General features: G+C 54.9%; 19 protein-coding genes and 2 pseudogenes. 12 read left to right on the top strand and 9 right to left on the bottom strand.

Annotated features, from left to right (window positions below; all coding sequences use genetic code 11):
- Positions 1 to 38: 38 nt before the first annotated feature.
- Positions 39 to 872: pseudogene (locus BG60_RS20315) on the bottom strand (cation:dicarboxylate symporter family transporter); the annotation flags it as partial.
- Here BG60_RS20315 and BG60_RS40175 point away from each other — a divergent pair.
- Positions 789 to 1127: a UTRA domain-containing protein gene (locus BG60_RS40175; RefSeq protein WP_404989961.1), complete on the top strand. Its 339-nt coding sequence runs from the start codon at positions 789 to 791 to the stop codon at positions 1125 to 1127. The pseudogene BG60_RS20315 and the gene BG60_RS40175 overlap by 84 nt on opposite strands.
- A gap of 305 nt (positions 1128 to 1432) precedes the next feature.
- Positions 1433 to 2074: pseudogene (locus BG60_RS20305) on the top strand (LysR family transcriptional regulator); the annotation flags it as partial.
- A gap of 473 nt (positions 2075 to 2547) precedes the next feature.
- Here the strand turns inward: BG60_RS20305 and BG60_RS20300 are convergent.
- The 3 genes from BG60_RS20300 to BG60_RS20290 form a co-directional block, all read right to left on the bottom strand.
- Positions 2548 to 2934: a hypothetical protein gene (locus tag BG60_RS20300; protein WP_034472570.1), complete on the bottom strand. Its 387-nt coding sequence runs from the start codon at positions 2932 to 2934 to the stop codon at positions 2548 to 2550.
- A 117-nt stretch (positions 2935 to 3051) separates the two neighbouring features.
- Entirely contained in the window at positions 3052 to 3255 is a 204-nt protein-coding gene (locus tag BG60_RS20295; RefSeq protein WP_034472568.1) for a DUF2188 domain-containing protein, read from the bottom strand.
- Positions 3256 to 3264: 9 nt separating this feature from the next.
- A complete protein-coding gene (locus tag BG60_RS20290; RefSeq protein ID WP_235590066.1) occupies positions 3265 to 3546 on the bottom strand; it encodes a DUF3892 domain-containing protein in 282 nt (93 codons plus the stop codon).
- A gap of 267 nt (positions 3547 to 3813) precedes the next feature.
- Between BG60_RS20290 and BG60_RS20285 the strand changes: the two genes are divergently transcribed.
- From BG60_RS20285 to BG60_RS20265, 4 genes are all read left to right on the top strand, one after another.
- On the top strand, positions 3814 to 4134 hold the full coding sequence (locus BG60_RS20285; protein ID WP_034472622.1) for a helix-turn-helix domain-containing protein: 321 nt from the start codon (positions 3814 to 3816) through the stop codon (positions 4132 to 4134).
- Positions 4127 to 5008 (top strand): ImmA/IrrE family metallo-endopeptidase, encoded by an 882-nt coding sequence (locus tag BG60_RS20280; protein WP_034472564.1) that lies wholly within the window; start codon positions 4127 to 4129, stop codon positions 5006 to 5008. The genes BG60_RS20285 and BG60_RS20280 overlap by 8 nt, the downstream gene beginning before the upstream one ends.
- Positions 5009 to 5739: 731 nt before the next feature.
- Positions 5740 to 5952, top strand: coding sequence for a hypothetical protein (locus BG60_RS20270; protein WP_034472558.1), 213 nt, complete (start codon positions 5740 to 5742; stop codon positions 5950 to 5952).
- Positions 5953 to 6119: 167 nt separating this feature from the next.
- On the top strand, positions 6120 to 6743 hold the full coding sequence (locus tag BG60_RS20265; protein ID WP_087124885.1) for a hypothetical protein: 624 nt from the start codon (positions 6120 to 6122) through the stop codon (positions 6741 to 6743).
- Positions 6744 to 6755: 12 nt separating this feature from the next.
- Here BG60_RS20265 and BG60_RS20260 read toward each other — a convergent pair whose 3' ends face one another.
- Entirely contained in the window at positions 6756 to 7292 is a 537-nt protein-coding gene (locus BG60_RS20260) for a hypothetical protein (RefSeq protein WP_140401889.1), read from the bottom strand.
- A gap of 89 nt (positions 7293 to 7381) precedes the next feature.
- On the opposite strand from BG60_RS20260, the gene BG60_RS20255 reads away from it, so the two are divergent.
- Positions 7382 to 8020 carry a DUF922 domain-containing protein gene (locus tag BG60_RS20255; protein ID WP_034472552.1) on the top strand — a complete coding sequence of 213 codons (639 nt, stop codon included), beginning with the start codon at positions 7382 to 7384 and terminating at the stop codon, positions 8018 to 8020.
- Between the two features lie 162 nt (positions 8021 to 8182).
- Here the strand turns inward: BG60_RS20255 and dgt are convergent, their stop codons facing one another.
- Together dgt and BG60_RS20245 are read right to left on the bottom strand one after the other, a co-directional pair.
- Positions 8183 to 9589, bottom strand: a complete 1407-nt coding sequence (dgt, locus tag BG60_RS20250) for a dGTP triphosphohydrolase (RefSeq protein ID WP_034472549.1) — start codon at positions 9587 to 9589, stop codon at positions 8183 to 8185.
- A 44-nt stretch (positions 9590 to 9633) separates the two neighbouring features.
- Positions 9634 to 9822 carry a hypothetical protein gene (locus BG60_RS20245; protein ID WP_140401890.1) on the bottom strand — a complete coding sequence of 63 codons (189 nt, stop codon included), beginning with the start codon at positions 9820 to 9822 and terminating at the stop codon, positions 9634 to 9636.
- 545 nt (positions 9823 to 10367) lie between these two features.
- On the opposite strand from BG60_RS20245, the gene BG60_RS39340 reads away from it, so the two are divergent.
- Positions 10368 to 10511 (top strand): hypothetical protein, encoded by a 144-nt coding sequence (locus BG60_RS39340; protein ID WP_201027297.1) that lies wholly within the window; start codon positions 10368 to 10370, stop codon positions 10509 to 10511.
- Positions 10512 to 10520: 9 nt separating this feature from the next.
- Positions 10521 to 10628: a TIR domain-containing protein gene (locus BG60_RS40170; protein WP_414590651.1), complete on the top strand. Its 108-nt coding sequence runs from the start codon at positions 10521 to 10523 to the stop codon at positions 10626 to 10628.
- Between the two features lie 202 nt (positions 10629 to 10830).
- Here the strand turns inward: BG60_RS40170 and BG60_RS20240 are convergent, their stop codons facing one another.
- Positions 10831 to 11451, bottom strand: coding sequence for a hypothetical protein (locus tag BG60_RS20240; RefSeq protein ID WP_140401891.1), 621 nt, complete (start codon positions 11449 to 11451; stop codon positions 10831 to 10833).
- Between the two features lie 134 nt (positions 11452 to 11585).
- Positions 11586 to 12947 carry a DNA (cytosine-5-)-methyltransferase gene (gene dcm, locus BG60_RS20235; RefSeq protein ID WP_235590067.1) on the bottom strand — a complete coding sequence of 454 codons (1362 nt, stop codon included), beginning with the start codon at positions 12945 to 12947 and terminating at the stop codon, positions 11586 to 11588.
- Between the two features lie 828 nt (positions 12948 to 13775).
- On the opposite strand from dcm, the gene BG60_RS20225 reads away from it, so the two are divergent.
- The 3 genes from BG60_RS20225 to BG60_RS20205 all read left to right on the top strand — a co-directional run bounded on the left by BG60_RS20225 (position 13776) and on the right by BG60_RS20205 (position 18020).
- Positions 13776 to 14441: a hypothetical protein gene (locus tag BG60_RS20225; protein ID WP_140401892.1), complete on the top strand. Its 666-nt coding sequence runs from the start codon at positions 13776 to 13778 to the stop codon at positions 14439 to 14441.
- Positions 14442 to 15600: 1159 nt separating this feature from the next.
- Entirely contained in the window at positions 15601 to 16068 is a 468-nt protein-coding gene (locus BG60_RS20220) for a hypothetical protein (protein WP_140401893.1), read from the top strand.
- Positions 16069 to 17366: 1298 nt separating this feature from the next.
- Positions 17367 to 18020: a hypothetical protein gene (locus BG60_RS20205; protein WP_140401894.1), complete on the top strand. Its 654-nt coding sequence runs from the start codon at positions 17367 to 17369 to the stop codon at positions 18018 to 18020.
- Positions 18021 to 18292: the final 272 nt, after the last annotated feature.

Here is an 18292-nt window from a genome sequence, read left to right as displayed (position 1 = left end):
AAGTGAAAAAAAGCGCGGCGATTGCCGCGCTGCGAGAATCATCGCGCCGTTTTTAGCGGGATACCGTCCGGATGAGGATTCGCGTCGTTCATGTCTTCGGGGAGAAGATTGCCGTCCGCGAGCCGCCGGTCTGCTTCGGCGATCTCCGGATAGCGCTCCGGATAAAGATGCCGTTCGCTGACGGCCGCATCGAACGTGCGCGACCACTTCGCGATGACGACCGTCGCAAGGCTGTTGCCGATGGTGTTGCACGTCGCGATTGCCATCGACATGAAGCGGTACACGCCAAAGATCAACGCGAGTCCTTCGACGGGAAGGATGCCCGTCGACGTGACGGTCGCTGCGAACACCACGAACGATCCGCCGGAAACCGTGGCTGCGCCTTTGGACGTCAGCAGCATCAGCAGCAGAATGCCGATCTGATGTTCCAGCGTGATCGGCACGCCATAAGCATGCGCGATGAACATGACGCCCATCGACATGAAGATCGACGTGCCATCGAGATTGAACGCATAGCCTGTGGGCAGCACGAGTCCGACCGTCTGCTTCGCGCAGCCGAGCCGTTCGAGCTTGATCAGAAGACGCGGCAGTGCGCTTTCCGACGACGCAGTACCGAGCACGATGAAGATCTCGTCTCTGATGTAGCGCAGAAAGCGCCACAGGCTGAAGCCCGCGAGCTTCGCGATGATGCCCATGACGACGACGATGAAGAGTACGACCACCGCATAGAAACTCACGACGAGCTGCGCCAGCGCGATCAGCACTGCCGTGCCGTTGCTGCCCACCGAATACGCGACCGCGCCGAACGTGCCGAGCGGCGCGAGCTTCATCACGAGCTTGATGAACGAGAACAGCACTTCCGAAACGAGATCGCGCGTCGTGCAGTCGACGCAGCACATCGAAACCTTCGCGAGCTTCGCGGAGGCGACGAGATTCAGCAGGACGTGCGTGCCATTGCCGTATCGGCGGAGATGGCGAGACGCCTGCGCGTCGAGGCGGGAACGGCGGCGCTGGAAATCGTGCGCCGCTATCTCGACGCGAGCGGCGCGACGTTCGAGATATCGGTGACGGTGCATCCCGCAGAGCGCTTTTCGGTGTCGATGCGTCTCAAGCGATCGCCGGGCTAAAATCGTCGCGGGCGTGCTATCGAAGTTATCCGGCGTGCGTTTTCGAATAACGCAGAAGGAGGACGCCATGGGCAGGAACAGGGCGGCTACGCAAGCCATGAGCTTAAAGCGGCGTGCGCGATAGCGGGCATCGGAAGCCGGCACAAACAGCACGCTCGTGTCGAGCTGCATCGAACCGAACGGACCGGGGCATTGATGCGCCCTGAGCGAAGCGAATCGATTCGTATGACGATGCGAGCTATAGAATAGGCGACCGGCGCCAGACGCTCACGAGCGCGCCCTGACTTCGATCCTCGCACCCTCATATGGATGTTCGCCAGCTTCGCTACTTCGTCAGCATCGTCGATTACGGCAGTCTCGGCAAAGCAGCGGAAAAGCTCTACGTGGCACAGCCTTCGCTCAGCCAGCAAATGGCGCGGCTCGAAGAGGAACTCGGCGTCACGCTCCTTCTGCGCAGCAATCATGGCGTCACCCCCACGGCCGAGGGCGACGCGCTCTATCGGCATGCACGAGTCGTGCTGCGGCAAATGGAGCAGCTCAAACAGGAAGTGACGAAGGGCGCGGGCGCGGAATCCGGCACCGTGGCGGTCGGCCTGCCGACGACGATGGCATCCGTTCTCGCCGTGCCCCTGTTCGAGCGCATTCAGGACCGGTATCCCGGCATACGCCTGCAGTTCTTCGAAAGCATGAGCGGCTATCTGAACGAGTTGCTTGCCAATGGCCGGCTCGACCTCGCGATTCTGTTTCGTGAATCGGATACACCCGGCATCACCGCGTTGCCCGTGCTCGACGAAACGCTTTATCTTGCGGGCGAGCCGGGCGGCGGCATCTCGCCGCGCGCATCGACATGTCCGCTTGCGAAGCTCGCGGGCGTGAAACTCGTCGCGCCCGGCGCATCGAATGGCTTGCGCTTGCTGATCGAGCGCACGTTCGCGAGCGAGAAAGTCGATGGTTCTTCGCAAACGAAACCTGTTCCGGGACGAAATTTAAGTAATTGATTTTTAAAGGTAAAAATTTTTCTATTGGACAGGGCAAGGAAATAAATCTGGATTGGTTTGTCACCTGATGTGGGAGAGATTCGCAAATGAAACCTGTTTTGGTTCTCGGCGAAGCCCCTCCAATGTGTTCTCGATTGCTTATGAAGCTCTCCCACTTGCCGATTGGCGATGCCATCTGATGAAGGTTATGGAGCTCTTGGCTTGGTTGCCGCGCCCAAGGAAGAGTGAACTGATTTCATCCGACAGAACACGAGTCACCATTCGTAATTGGTCGACCCGAAAGGGGAAAGAGGTGAAAAACTTCGGTGGTCTCTTTTATCTTGGAAGCTGAGAACCCGTGGGTCGTCCCCGAGGTCGCCTAGTCATCTATGGTTGCAGCGCTTTCAGTGGCGCGTTGACAGACAGGCGGTCGGACGAACGGGTTAGCTATGATTCTTGCAGACCGGGCAGTACCATTGTCCGAAGTGAGCGTGAATGCCCGAGGCAGGTGGTAGGAGTACTTTCTTGCCTTGCGTCTCGAAGCACGCCACGCAAAAGGGACCTTTGTCGCCAAGTCTGTAGCCGCCCGTCATCGGTTCGGGTTGCTCAGAAGAGCGCGCTTCGACAATCGCTGACAGTTCGACGTTCTTCCGCGACAGGTCCGCGAGCTGCTCCTTCAGGGCCACGACCTCGAGCTTGGAGTCGGCCAGTTTCTCCTGCAAGTCCGCAAGCAGGCTTTTGAAATCAACGTTCTTGACCTGTTCGTTGACGTCACGCAGTTTTTTTGCAATGTCAATCGAAAGCTGAATCGACGAAATGAGATCTGGCATCAAGATGCTCCTACTTCGAATTGGAAGGGCTGTCCGTCGCGGCGGTTTTGGTGCTGCAAACACTTAGTTGATGCGATGCGGTGACTGAACCGAGGTGAGCCACCGCACCATCTAACGTTATGGCTTGCGCCACTTATCGGGCTTGCCGCCCGAGGTGTAACGGACGCGTTCCACGAGCACCGGCCCATCTGGATTTAGCTTGCGAGCCAAGTCAATCGCTTCCGCTTGCGTTTGCGCAACGCCGCTCGCGCGGCCGGCAGTGGGGCGACGAACGGCGTAGTCGCCTTTCGGGCGACGTTCGACGAAGATTTTCTCAGTCATTTCCAGTCCTTAGCGATTGGGAAGGGCAAGAAGATTGTCCGTCTTGCGGCTATCAGCGACGGTTTGCACGTATTTGACCCGGCCGTTGGTGTGCACGTGCACCCACGCTCCTTTGAGCTGCGGATTCCGGTCGGGGCACCAGACCGAGGTGTTTCCATTCTTCTCAATGAAGGCAACCATCTGCTCCCTCGAACTGGAGCCGCTTTCGCCGTCTTTGCCATCAGTTACTTGAACCCACCACAAATGCGTGATGTGCTCATGCCCTTGGCCACCGCCCATGCGTTTGGCCACACATCTGATCGTTGTCGTCATTGTTGAACCCAAAAAATGAAGGTTAGCGCCCACAATTTGTTCGGTGTAGGCATATTTTCAGTATCGGTTTCAAGAACCCTCTTGTCAAGTATGAAAAATGCGTCTACTCTGAACTTTTGAGATGTTAATCTCGGGTACCTTTCGTCCGTCGTTTGCCGCGGTTCATAACATGACGACGGAAGTCCTGAAGCCCCGATGCGGGATTGTTTGTGTGCGGCGCCCTCATTACTCTCTTGGAGAAGCCTGTTGTCTACCCCCCTCGGCGACAAGATTCGCGCTGAAAGGAAACGTTTGAAATTGACTTTAGATGACTTGGCTCAAAGGACGGAGTCAAGCAAGAGCTACATCTGGGAATTGGAAAATCGTCCAGTGGTGAGGCCTTCTGCGGACAAGATTAGAAAAATCGCTGACGTATTTGGTGTCACCGTAGAGTTCTTGCTTGACGACGAAAAGCAGGACCCATCCAAGTCAGATGCCGATCAAGCGTTCTTTCGAAGGATTGGTCGTCTTGACGCGACCAAGCGAGCTCAGCTTGAGAAATTCCTCAAAGCGATCGACGATGACTGAGCCTACGACCCCCGCCGCTTGGGGCATTCAACTGTCCAAACTGTGGTTAGCATCAGGACAGACATTTCCCGTAGACGTCAAAGTTTTGGCACTTGAAGTGACAAAGCAGCGATTTGAGGACCCGATTGGCTCCGTTGTGCCGCATGGTGTGCCAGGAATTGATGGGATGTTGTCGTTGAGAGCAAAGAAGGACTACTGGGTGATTTCCTACGATGAGACGGTCTCGATTCCCGGTCGAGTCAACTTCACTTTGGCTCACGAACTCGGACACTATCTGTGTCATCGAACGGAGCAGAAGCGTTTTCGTTGCGGACAGTCCGACATTCTTGACTACAGCAGCGGCTCGTCGCGCAAGATGGAGCGCGAGGCGAATGTTTTTGCGTCGTACTTGCTGATGCCTGCTACAGACTTTCGCCAACAAATTGCCGGAGCAACGGTGTCGCTATCTCATCTCGGCATGATTGCGGCTCGATATGAGACTTCATTTACGGCGACTGCATTGAAGTGGCTTGAGCTTACTGATGAAGCTGCCATGCTGGTGGTTGCGCGAGACGAATTTGTTTGTTGGTCTTATCCAAGTAAGTCAGTCTCAAGCGCATACCTAGCTCCGGGAACGCCGGTTCCCGAGTCGGCTGTAGCGAGAGCTCAGGGAGCTGCGAATCATTCGGGCGATATCGTTCTCCGTGTTGCCCCGGGTGTATGGCATCCCTCTTTGGAGGCGGAAGAATCGCTTATCGTCTCTGATCAGTTCGACCTGACGATTTTCCTGATTCGCTACCCGGGTGCGCGCTCAGTCGAGCACGTCGAAGAGGAAGTGGGAGACGCGGTTGACGGTATGAGCAAGCTAGGCGCGGGGCTTGGATGGATGCGGTAGGGAGGATGTGCCAGTTATTGCAGCCATCCGATCGTCTTTTAAGCCGATATATGTACGATAAAGTTACACATGGCAATATGAGCAAACACATAAACTGACGGACCTGCTAACTCCACTGCATTGAGGGGCGAGATGATTGCGAAAAAGCACTATTCCTTAACACCGCTTGCGCGGATTGATGTGCTTGTGTGTGATAGTCGCGTGGTGTTAAGGCCAGCATCGACGCGAGTAGTGGCTGCTTTCGATGCAATTTACTTGTGCACTCCACTGCGAAGCAATGAGTTGCCATCCGGAGAATAGCGAGGTAGCTTCGAATTCCGACGTTGTCTTGGCCGTGGCTGACTTAATCGCGGCACCTACGGCAAAACTTGGCATGTCGGAGGAAAATACCGACCTAGCCCTTCGGCTTATGCAATGGAGCTTCTTCGGGTTTGAGAAAGACATGCCGTGCACGCCTATCAAAGCATAGTATGCTCCGCTGAGATCGCATCGGTGAGTCCTCGCTTTACGAAGCTGTGAGAAGTGCTCCCCGTCGTCGTTGCCGCGCTCTTGTAGTTTGTCATAGCTTGACCGAGACGTCGTTTGCATGTGGCTCATGGAGGCGAAATTCGTTACACTCCGTGCAGGCGGTAAAGCTGTTGAGGTGCAAGCAGCTGAGACGCAGTAACGCTCGCGCAATACAAGATCCGGTTTGCCTATCTATGAACCCTTTGGCGACAGGGGGAGATGTCATGCTGATCAAGGAATTGTCCGCAAAGGCCGTCGCAATCGGCGTAGTCCTGAGCGTTTGCGCCTTGGTGTTTCTCTGGCCACTCAATGGCTTTGGCGCTTCGGTCGCCCTCATCGCTTTCGTAATCGGTGCTGGCGGGTCAGAGTTGATCTTCAGACTTTCAAAGCCTCGCACGCCTCCAGGGAGCGAGAAACCGGCGGCGGGCGAAAAATGACTCATATAAAAGCTCTGCGGCTACGATGCTGGATTGTAAGCATTGCTTTGGCTTTGACCGCGGCTTGCGGAGCCCTCCCGGACAAGAACCCGGCGTCGGGCGGCGGCCTGCTCGGAGCCCCTCCGCCCATAGGGTGGAATAATTCGCCGGTCCCCGCTGGCCAAGAGTTGATCGAAGTTCGCGGCTATGTTTTGGCGCGTAACGATCAGGTACCAGACGGCGCAATCGGATACGCCGTTCCAATATTCACAAGTCGCCAAGAGATCGATCGTTTCTGCCCCTTGTTCCTTGATCGAATGAGTATCAGTGGTGCCCTAAACAAGGGCGCGCCGATGCGAATTAATTCCTACGGGCAGGAAAAGCAGATTGTCCCATTTGTCTGGCCAGTGACTAGCTGGTCTGCGAATGACACGGCCGACTGCAAGACACTTGGCGACCGCTACGACATCTCAGGAGCCCGGACGTTTTTTAAACAAGCACAACAGACGATCGGAGCCCATGGTGGCCGAGATATTGATGCCCTGCGTAACGGCCCCTTCATTTTGACAGCAAAAAGGGTTAGCGGGTCAATGGTGCTGTACGACTTGTCGCAAGCTCCTGACGACGATTATCCGACTTGGCTGACCCGGGCGATCGAGCAGATGAGCAATCCGCTCGCCACGCAGACCGTCTACGTAACGCCCAACTGGCACGACAAAGCACGCTACTATGTATTTGGAACCATCCCGGCCTTCAACGGTATTCTCGACGTGCTAATGCCGGGATTCAAGGGCGCGCATGCCAAGAGTTAATGCTCTTAAAACTCAGCGTCTGTCCTGGTTTAGCTCCGGTCGCGCGAGATAACTATTGACCTGGACAGACTTCGCAATGCCGTCAGAGATAGATTGGGCTTGATCGACCACACTCCGATGAGCGGAGAAAGTCACGAGGACGCCAAGATTGCCTTCGGTACGAGCCAGATAGCGGGTTTGATAATTTTTGACTTCTGAGTTCAAGTAAGTCGCGTCAAGCCAGATGGCTTGGCCTAAGAGTGTGCTTGTTGGAGCTCGGACGGTTTCGACACCAGCCGTCGAGCCGACGTCATCCTGAAGATGTTGAATATAGAGTTGCGGGCTATCCGTCTCGCCAACTTCCTTGGCGGTAAGAATCGCGATCATGCTGTACTTGCCATTAGAGTCGGCAGGTGGTCTGCAGACAAACTCCGTCACTTCGAGATTACATTGCCAATCGTCTGGGATGTCGAAACTGATGTAAGTGTTTGCAAAAGGTTTCGCCTCTGTAAGATTGACGAGGAGGGCAAACAACATAAAACCGAAACTTAATTGTGAGAGGTATCGCATTTTCCGCACAGTCTCCTCGTCGACGCTTTCTATTTATCGTGCGGGGCGTCGAAAGAATCAAGTTAACCTTGCATTCTCCGGAGAATTTTGTGAACTCCGTCCTGCGAAAAGTGACCAGCTTAGGCGCGGCGGCCATTGCCTTGTCGGCCGTGCTTGGTTTTGCTTCACCTCACGACGAGCAAGTCCAGGTTGCTTTCAAAATGGACTACTACGATGTGGCCGGTGAAACTTGGCCTGAGGTGTGGAGTTCAATTCAGGCGGGTCTTAAACGAGAGAAGGACCTTCAGGGAAGATATGAGGGACTCACATCGTATTCCATCAAACTGGAGCCTGAAGCTCTCGTCGCGAACAATACGTGTTCCTCAAAAACGGCTGCCATCGCCGTCAACCTGGTGGTCAAGGTGCCAAGATTGACGACCCGAAATTTAAAGCAAGGCCAGGAATGTTGGGCGTTCTATGATCGATCTCTCTCCGACCATGAGGAATGGCACGTTCAAATCGCCATACACGATATGCAGGCGCTGCAAGCCAAGATCAGATCCTCGCCAAACATTAGCTGTGAGGAAATCGTGGGGATGGTGAAACAAGACTTCCAGAAAATGGTTGATGAGCAAAATGACTACGATGCCATCACAAATCACGGGCTGCAGCAGTGGAGAGCCTACGGGCTCGATAAGCCGAAGGAATCCGACTATGACGCCGAGGTTCGAAACCGTTGTTTTGGCTGATGCGTTGGCTTGATGCCTCTCGGGACGCACGATGTGCGTTCAGCATCGCGCGACCGGGGCGGCATGGCTGGCTGACGGCACTAACCTGATGCAATGTCGGTAGTAAGCGCCGTCAGCCGCCGGCTGCCGCACAATGAATGTCCCGTTAATGGACGTCGAGCTTCAAAGAGGCTTGAAGATGGACATGCCTTTGCCAAACAGGCGATCATGCATCTCAGCGGCATAACGGTCAGTCATGCCAGCGACGAAGTCGCACACGACGCGCGCCTTGCCGGCCGCAGTATCAGCGTCGCGGTATTCCTGTTGCCAGTCATCAGGCAGCAAGCGACCTTCGGTATCACTGAAGGCCACGAACAGGTCACGCACAACGTCTTTGCCTCGATGCTCGACAACCGCAAGCCGGGATGAGCGAATCACAAGTTCGAAATTCAGATGCTTCAGAACTTCAATCCGGAGGAGGGCCTCGCGACTCAAGATGACCTTCGATAGTTGCGGATACGCGTCGTTGATCTTTACCTCGACGGAATCGATAAGAGAACCGACACGCTCGGCAGTGAACTGATTGCGTGCAAGAGAGTTGCTTGCCAGTTGCCTGTCGCGCAACCAAGCGTTGGCACCAGCGCGGAACTTGTTGGCCACACCTGTGTTGGTGGAGACGCCATTCTGCGGTTGTAGACCCTTGAACACATCTTCAATACAGTCAGTAAGCTGCCCCGAGTTGTCGAGCGGCTCGTAACCCGAGTCAGCCAACGCCTTGTTCGTCTTTTCCAAGACGGCGTCCGCGATCGGACTTTGGTTCGCAAGTGCGTCGAACAACGAGTACGGCGTTACAAAGCCGGCGTGCAAGGAGTCCTCGAGGTCGTAGGTCGAGTAGGCGATGTCGTCAGCGAGGTCCATGATAGAGCACTCGATCGTCTTGAACTCACCTACATGGCCTGGAGCGATCGCGTCTTTGATATTCGAAACGAGTTCCTTCTCGCTGTCGTAGTATCCCTTGACCAGAGCGGAGCCATCCCGCCGTTCGAGCGGGATGAGCCGGTCGTATTTGAGAACCGACGCGAGCGCTCGCATGGTCAAATTGAGTCCGAAGGCGTTTGACGGAGCGCCTGTCGAATCGCTAACCAGCTTTTGCTCGGTCGCTGAAACGATCCGCAGCGTCTGCGCGTTACCTTCGAAGCCACCGTGCGCGACCATCAATTCGTCCAGCGCAGCCTCGCCGTTATGGCCAAAGGGCGGATGTCCCAGATCGTGGGCGAGCGAAGCAAACTCTACAAGATCGAGGTCGATGCCGTCGCCAAAATTGCGCGCATCCGGCAAATGGTTCAACCGGGCTGCGATGCCGCTGGCGATCTGGGCGACCTCGAGGGAGTGCGTCAGACGGTTTCTGAAGAAGTCGGACTCAGCGCCGGGAAACAGTTGGGTTTTGCCTTGAAGGCGGCGAAATGACGGCGCATGAAGCAAACGCGCGTAGTCTTTGCGAAAAGCCGTGCGGCCGATTTCGCGCGTAGGGTCTACGCCTTGGTCACCGTTTTGGCGCCTAATATCGTCAGATGTATAGAAATCGGGCATAAAAAAACCGGGCAAAGAGCCCGGTTCCTCGAAATCGGTAAAAATTACCTGCGTTTCGCAAGAGTGAAATCAATGGCCGTAAAGGTTGCGTCCTGTTTCAGGCGCAACTCAAGACGACGATTTCCTGTGGCGTTCGAGCCCTGTTTTTCAACCAGTGAATCAATGTACTTGAAGGCGAGTGTGTCCTGTGCGGTCGGCTTGGCCGGTGTATTTCTGCGGTCAGATTGGCTCATCATGCGCTCCATTTCATGTACGAACACATTATATAGCGACCGCAATCCGGAAGGTGCTGCTCTACGCTAGCGGGATCGCGCCTGTAGTCGTAAACACACAGTAACGAGCAGTTTACACGCCCCGATCGCGGTCACGACGCCAACTAAGGCAGACCGCCATCGGCGCAGAGTAGTCGGGTGTCGGACTGCAAAATCGAGATGATGCAAAAAACCGAGTGTGCATGGCGGTGCTCGCCCGTCGCATTGTGGTATCGACCCAGAACTTCTCCATCGTCCTGACACTATCTTTGGAGTCAAGAGAACTGCCTGCGAATTTGTATTGTTGCATGCTAAGACGTCGCTAGGGCCTATCCTGTGGTCAGTTTCGCGTGACATGAAGTCAAATATTTGCAGCGCCATGCGAGTAAGATTTTTCATTGAAGATGAAAAGTTACGCTCGGTTTCCGAGTGTCGGCGTTGTGCTATAAATCCTTGTCCGCGACAGCCCCGGCAGGTGCCGTCCACAGAAACCTGCGGTTGTACCGTGCCCTGAGAGTAGAGCAGTGATGGCAGATAAGAAGACAATTTTTGTGGGGTTTGCTATTGAAGATGAAAGGCAACGAGACTTTCTTAAAGGGCAGTCACTGCTGACTGCCTCGCTCTTCGAATACATTTACATGTCTGTTAAAGACGCTTATGTAACCGGCTGAAATGAAAAAGTGCGTACGCGAATGAAGCGGTCGGATGGCGTGATCGTTTTGGTGAGCAAGAATTCTGCGGCCTCGACGAGGAAGAAATGGGAAATCCAACATGGCTTGCTTTCCTGAAGTTTTACCATTGATGGGCACTGAGCTGCCATCCATGGGCATGCCGTTCACGTACAGCGCGGTCCTTCACCATAAAAGATTCGACATTGGGCAGCCTTTTTCTCGTGAAACTACCGTTTCGCTACCGTGTTCACTGATAGGGAAATGAGTTGCCGCGTCATCGATGATGATCCGAGAGGAACTGTTGATTCAATGACGAAGGTCAAATCAGTTTGTCGGCGAGCGTGCTGTGGTGTTGAAACAATGCACCGGGCTGCACAAATTTAGATGATGTCTTGGTCAACAGGGCGTTGACAGACACGTATTGCAACGATTCAGGACTAGGGGTCCAAGGAAAGTTTTGAAGCAACTGAGCATCTACTAACTCAGTAGCGACTTCGACAAATTGCTGAGCCTCAGCCCTTGCTTGCTCTGGACTTTCAGCAACCTGCGGCCAAGGGATGTCTGCTACGTTCGCGAACGGAAGCTGAAAACAACGCGACACTTCTTTGCTGGCGAGAACGAGAGGAACACTTCCAAGTCGTTTCCATGTCGCGAAGTTTTCGCGGATAGCGACGTCACGCGCGTCTGCCAGCCAATCGACCTTGAAATTGCAGAGTTCGACACACACGTCGACAAAAAGGAGGTCCTCTTCTTGAAAAGCGCTTGCGCTGAAGAGGCCTTTTTGATGAGCGCGTGTTACTTCACGAGAATCGATAAATGCAACCAACGCGTTTGCATCTTGGGGAAGCTCGCTGAAGAAAACTTGCGCAGGAACCAGCATGCCAAAAGACTGAGAGGTTCGAAGAGTGCGGGTATCGTCTGCAAAGATGGACGTGTTCATAGTAATGGTTCTAAAAGTGTAGGCAGATGGAGTCAACGCCTAGCCCTACTGGCAAACCTCCAGACTTCGATCTGAAGTCTGGATAAGAGTTTTCTCGGACGTTTACTCAATCAATCGGGCGAAATTGCGAGAAATCAGCGGGTAGGGCACGGACTTGTAGTTTTGGCAGCGCTGACGTGCGCGTTAAAAAGAGCTTCTCCAATCCGTGTAACAAGCCCCACTACCAGGGCGTTGCCCATTAACATCGCACGAGCGACGTCGCTAACACCGGAGACGTCCGTAAACCCACGCGGGAAACCGTTGAGTTCTTCTAGCTCTTCCGGAGTTAGCCGCCGGAGTCTCCCTGAATGGCTGGCCACAACATGCTTGGTCCGCGTCGCGCTGGTCCCCCCTTCGGAAGTAATAATGGTTCTGGAAGGTCGGTCGAGTGGGTCTGGGAACGCCATTGCCCCTTCCGAGTATTCATACTCGAACCCATCCTTGAATCGGAGAGCTTTCTTCGCCGCTTTTGCTGCCGCCCACTTTGGCTTGTCAGCGTCCGATACGTAGAAATTTGTCGGGACCGGGCCGGTCTTACGAACGACGTCTCCTAACGTCAACGCGCCTACACTACCGGTAAAGTCCGAGAAATCACTTAGCGCGGCAGGTGTAACCTGCGAAGTCCATACGTAACCGTCGAGCATCAATCCGGCGTTTTCGAAACGGGTTTTGCCATTTGAAAGTGCGCGATAGGACATTTGTTCCTGAAACGGGTCGTTCCGTACGCGGAAAGCTGGGGCCCCACCATCGTATTGATTTGCAGGCTTGGCCGGCAGGGCGCGAGTTAGGGTAGACCGCATAAACCAGTCAGCCGAGTTCGTAGCCATATCTCGCTTCGCTTTTTGAAAGACGTCGGTATTCTCGTGATACGCAACGATGAAGGTACGGCGTCGGCGTTGCGAGAACCCGTAGTCTGCGGCGTTAACTACGCGCCATTCGGCCGCGTACCCAAGCTGGAACAGCGTGGACAAGACCATGGAGAAGTCTCGGCCCCGGCACAGAGCGGGCGACGAAATCAACCGGTCCACGTTTTCAAGAATAAGATATTTGACGGGCTTTCCGTCGGCAAGTCGCTGCTTGAGCAACTCTGCAATCGACCACCAGAGAACGCCCTTCTTACCCGCGATGCCTGCCGATTTCGACAGCGGTTTGGCAACAGAATAGTCTTGGCAGGGGAAGCCGCCGACCACGACATCCGGGTCGGCAGCGCGGATAGCATCGCGTCCTGCATCTGAATTCAAGACGGCCGCAATGTCCTCGTTCAGGTGAATATCACCCGACCACCGGGCTTTGTACACGTTGCTTGCGTGCTGTACCTTGCGGCTCGGTTCAAACTGATTGCTGAGATTGACGTGAAATGGGCTTCCGTGGACCCGTTCGAGACCAAGTCTAAAGCCGCCGACACCGGCAAAGAGTTCCATCGTATTGAGATGAATCGAAGTATTAACTGAAGACACCGTATTTCCAAGTTGGGGAGGTGTCCAGTTAAGGGAGCGGTGTTTAAACGCTCCAAGTCGTCGGCGTGCTGCTGGTTTTAGGTTTTCACTGTGAGAATTAGAGAAACGCGGGCCGCGCAGCAGTGTTAGGCACTGCGCTTACGGCTTCGACGTCGAGTGGCGATGTGAGCCGGCTCAATCGCGCTCGACTACGTCGAGGCGGCACTGGTCCTTGAGCAGGTGGACGGCGCTCTAGTCGTTGTTTATGCGCTTCAGATAGCATTGCGTCGGTACTGCACCGGTCGAGTCCCTTGCTGGACTCCCTCGAAGGACTGTTCGAGGCGACGAAGTTTTACGCGTCTATCGTTGCGGAGAGCATGACGGATCGAGCGCGCACAAAGCTATCGCCGGACCGCGGCCACGAGCGCCTGGTCTACGGCCTCATCAGCGCTGCCGGTGCTGTGACGTTCAATCTAGGCAAGTTGCGCGGTTAGGGGCGGCTTCGCCTCCACCTAAAACGTGTTGCAAAGGCATGAATCGCGCGTGGCGCTGATTCGCGGCACCCCATCCATTTTGGATGACCATTGTTTTTCGCTTTAGAACTGCGATTGCGACGTAGCCCAAGGGTGTGGCGACCGCTTCGCGCCGGAACAAGATTGCCGTACCGGCGCGTGGCAAACGCTCATTCAATCTCTGCCCACGGAGGGCGACACCACCTAAAACCGCTTTTGTCGCCTTCAGTCAACGCGACACCGTTTTAGATTTCTGCAGTTTTCCATGCGTTCGCTATATGTCACAGCAGCACTTCGATAGCTGCTTCACCTGACAGGACACACGGGAAATCCAACCATGCCTAAAAATACGCTTTTCGATACCACGTTCTCTATGCTGGCTATTGGCGGCCTTAGTCGGAACGCCGAGTTCAAGTCTTCGTGCCAAATGGCGAAGCAGTTTCCGGGAAACTTGCCTGTCTTGAATGCAACGGTGGACCCTTCAGAGTTCAATACCTTTATGCAGGCACATCAGAACGGAAATGCCCCCAGTTGCTTCGGATTCGGAAATATAGCGAGCCTTTCGCGAGCAGGTGACAAGATGCAGATTATGACCATTCGCTTTCAGGTCGGTGGCGTGCAGTTCTATTGGCTCGCAGATATGTCTGACGGTGATGTTTGGCGCGCAGTTGATGCGTGGAGAAAGCGCGGGCAGGTCCCCATCGCAATTGGCCATTCAGACCAAATGGCCTATGTAGTCATAGACTATGCTGCAGGCAGCATGACGCTCGACCGCTTCAGGGACCAAATTCGTTCGGAGCCTTCGCAAGAATTCTTTGACATGGTCAGCGATGTTGCGAGCAGTGGATTTGTCGAGGCCCAGGCTACTACCGACATTCCGGATACCCCTCTGGACCGGGTCATTGTCAACCTGCTTGTGAGTCCCCGCCAGCAGCAATATGTACACGGCAATGTGATGCGCGACAAGCCTGTGATGGCAGACGGGGGAATGTCGGTGCACTGAGGCTGGAATGATTAGAAATCGCGGCTTTGATAAGCCGCGATTTTTTAATACTTGTTCTGATTTTTCCAAACAAGCGCTATGCCGGCCCTTTTGTGATGGAACACGCCGCCAACATTGGCTTGACGTTCGTCGCGTTTGTCTGCCCGTTGACGTCAAAGTCGTTCAATCGCAGTAAGAAAATCGAACAAGGCTTGGCGGTGCTGAAAGGATCGATGCCACAGCCTGCTCGTGCGATGGCTTCTCAAAACCGACTCTGTCTAGGCTTCTTTGGCCAACTTCGCAGTCACAAGCAGCGTCCTGAAACGTAAAGTCGGTCAGCATTGCGATGTGGTACAGGATAGAGTCGGCTCAGCCACGCGTGCCGACCCCGCTCTCGGCTAGCCGAGAGCCCTCTGGCATCTCAATGGCGCACTTGTGGTTCGGATAGACGTTCAATTTGCGTGCCGAGTCGTTTATGAACGACCGATGGAGATAGAGAAGTGCTGCCGGTGGCTCGACGGGACGATCGGCGATTTGGTGTAAGGCCGGATCCTGCCGGCAGGCTCGGTTCTACCAACGTCGGAACCGTAGCGGTTTACCCTGCCTGAGACAGGATGGCATAAGAGGCTTAGCGTCGTAGGGTAAGGTGGCTATCGAACTCTTGGTAGCCAAACTTTCGAAATGACTCGGCTCACAGGCCAGACCTCGCTGCACGGCTGCGGCCGAAGCCGAGAGGACCGCGTTGGACAGTCAAGAGCAATTTGCCAGACTCGACCGGGACGGCGACACCAACGCGCAATGTCTTGGGGTGGGTTATCCACGTCAAGATAATCGTGTGATTGCGCTAGTTTGATCTATACTCAAGTCGCGCGGTGAGTCACGCGCGCCTATTCGCGGGTTAGAAGTAAAATTATATTGATACCTGCCGTCTTCCTCGCTTCGTCTGCAGCTTCGCGTGTATTTGAAAGAGAGCGTATTGGCTTGTCTCTGTGGGGCTGCGATCCCGACAGGATGCCACGATTTTACTTGCACATGCCGTCGCCAAGCTTAACGATGATCGGCATGTGGCGGAACCGGAGCGTTTGCGAGCAGTCCTTTTCGCTGAAGTTATTGCGCTCGCGCATTGATGCCGCCCCACGTCAAAAGCTCCTAGGCGTATGACAAACTGGTAGACAGCCAGATGAGCAAGCACATCGATAATCCGTGTAGTCGGTCAACTCAGTTGGTCTCAGTAGATGAAGTTACAGCAAATGAGCAACTGTCTTCTGCACGGCTCTCCCGGGCAGGCGTGCTCCTGCGGGACAGCCGCTCGACAGTAACTCCGCCATCCGCACGGATAGTGGCCGCCTTTGATGCCATTTACCTGTGCTGCCTGCGCTTCAAAGATTTGAGTTCGCAAGGGGAAAATGATGTCAAAAATGCGAACTCCGATGTTGTCTTGGCCGTAGCAGACTTGATTGCGGCAACGACAGAAAAGCTTGGCATACCTCCGGACGGTGTTGACCTTGCCCTCCGACTTATGAAATGGAGCTTTTTCGGGCTCGAGAAGGACATGCCGTGCACGCCTGCGCGTGCATCGGATCTCGCAGAAGCGGTATTACGCGAAACAAAGCGTTTGCATTTGAATAGCGGCGACAGCCGGTTTTAGGTCGCGAGCTCAAGCCAATTGGTGTGCAGGCTTTTGTAAGATGAGATGCAGCCCGGATACACACTGACGTTGCGGTGTATCTAGGAGACGGTCGCTGTCCGAGCGTCGAGCCTGTCTGCGACGGATTGCGTATCAATTGAGAAGATTCGAAGTCGCAGCGCGCTTTGGTCGCACAGGCCTTTCCGTCACCCCCCAGGGCCGTATCGCGTGGCAAATTGCTGTGTACTTTTCACCCACGAGACGCTTCCGCATCTGAACGCGGATATACGCCTGTTTGCGGCATATCGGATTGACGCTAAGTGCAAGCAAAGAGTGGCGAACGCATCAAGCGAAGTTGAGCGGCGGTGATATGACCTGCACTGGTTGGAAGACAGCGATGCGCCGCATCGACTCGGAGTTCGACATACCACAGTTCGTCGCGTCAGCACTTGTGCGCACCCTCGCATCGCACAACTTTCGGCTACCCAACTCGGCACGCGAAAGGTTCGCAAAGCTGCCGACAGCGTCGTTCTCCGCATCGAACAAATTGTTCGAGAGGCTTTTAGCGAAGATGTGCATCGGAGCGACGCCGATGACTGACTTTACCGAAGCGGAGACCGCATCCGTGTCTGGCGGTAGATGGTGACGCCATGATGGTTGTAACCGTTCCACCCTACATGGAAGTCGAATGGGCCTCCCGAACTGCAGATTGGCTCATTCCCTACAACACGACCGATTGGGGCAGTGGGCCAGTGCAGACGATGCTTCGGCTTGGTACCGGGTCAATCGTGCTCGACTACGGTGATGCTGCATCGGTCCTTGAACGGGTGGACGGCGCTCTAACCGTTGTTTACGTGCTTTCAGATTGCGTCGCATCGGTTCGCTACAAGTGGAATTCCATGCTTCTCCAGTCTCTTGACGGGCTGCTTCAATCCACGAGGCTCTACGCGTCTATCGTCGCCGAGAACACGGCCTACCGAGAGCGCGCAAACGTCTTGACGGACCGGGCTCAGCTACATCAAGTCTATGGGTCGATTAGCGCCGCTGGCGCGGTCACCCTCCACGCGTAAATAAGTTGCGTTTCTCCGACGGGTTCGTCGGTCGACAAACGTCATCGGATAGATGAGGGCTACGAGCGGTTGCTTCGCAGTACGGCATCCGTTTTAGATGTTCACCGTGTTTCATTTTAGAAAACGCGATCCCGACAGTACATCGCTATATGTCTCAGGCAGCAACGTCGCTTTCACGACAGCGATAGCTGCCCAGACAAACCCAGAGCCGGCGGATAGCCGGAAGTCCAGAAAAACCCAAGGTAGAATATGAACTACGAAATCGAAGACAGCAGTGGATTGTTTGCATTAGGGGGAATCGCCGCAGCCTGGCAATTCAGAGACGGATTCCCTCTGGCTCGAGCTGTACTTGCTGACTTCCCTGTTTTGACTGCGTCCCTTGACCATCACGATTACGAGGCTTTAGACGTAGCGTTGAAGGCAGACGCCCCCGTGTCGCTCACGTCCCAGACGGTGCAACACGCTTCAGCTCAACTGCATCAGTTCACGCTTACGACCTGGGGCCTCCATGTCCACTGGTTATCCGATGCAAACGCCTCAGAAATCAGGGCCGCAATGAGGACTTGGAAGAGCGCTGGCGAGAGTGCCTTCGCACTGTTGCTACCCGACACTGCCCCGTACAACTGTCTTTTCGGCAAGGTGGGCTTTGCCCTCCCGTCCAGTTCCGCAGCGCTCAAGCCTCACAAAGCGCAGGCCGCAACATCGTTCTCGCCCGAGCTGATTACAGCGATGGTTGCGGTTGGAAACCGCCTCAAACGCGCGAGCGTCTTAGGCGATGGCGCATCGATTCAGCGTCATGCAGTCAACCTGCTGTTGGCGGGGAGCATGGAAGACCAGTTGAGTCATCCCGGCTCGATTGCAAGCGTATTGCACGCGAGCCAAGCACCGTACACCCGGCATTGAATCGACCCGATATGCCGCAGAGATCGTTCGCTGCGGCTTTTATCCAGGCGAAATCGGGTGCTTGGTGATTGCACAACGTCGTTAATTTGAGGGTGCTAAGTCGGCTGTGTTCTGTTTTCGCGGGCCAGCAGACCACCCCTTTTTTTGGGGGCGACGAGCACCGCTATGGGTGCCTTTCACACTCCGTCGCAGCGAGCCTCATCGCGTGGCGAGGAGGCGCCTGCGCGCTCCATTTCTTCTTGCGGAATCAAGGCTGCCCGTTCACAGCTTAA

The sequence above is a fragment of the Caballeronia zhejiangensis genome (assembly GCF_000698575.1).
In the GTDB taxonomy this organism is placed as follows: domain Bacteria; phylum Pseudomonadota; class Gammaproteobacteria; order Burkholderiales; family Burkholderiaceae; genus Caballeronia; species Caballeronia zhejiangensis.
The sequence above is the reverse complement of the archived record's forward strand: the minus strand, read 5'-3'. Positions and strand labels throughout refer to the sequence as shown.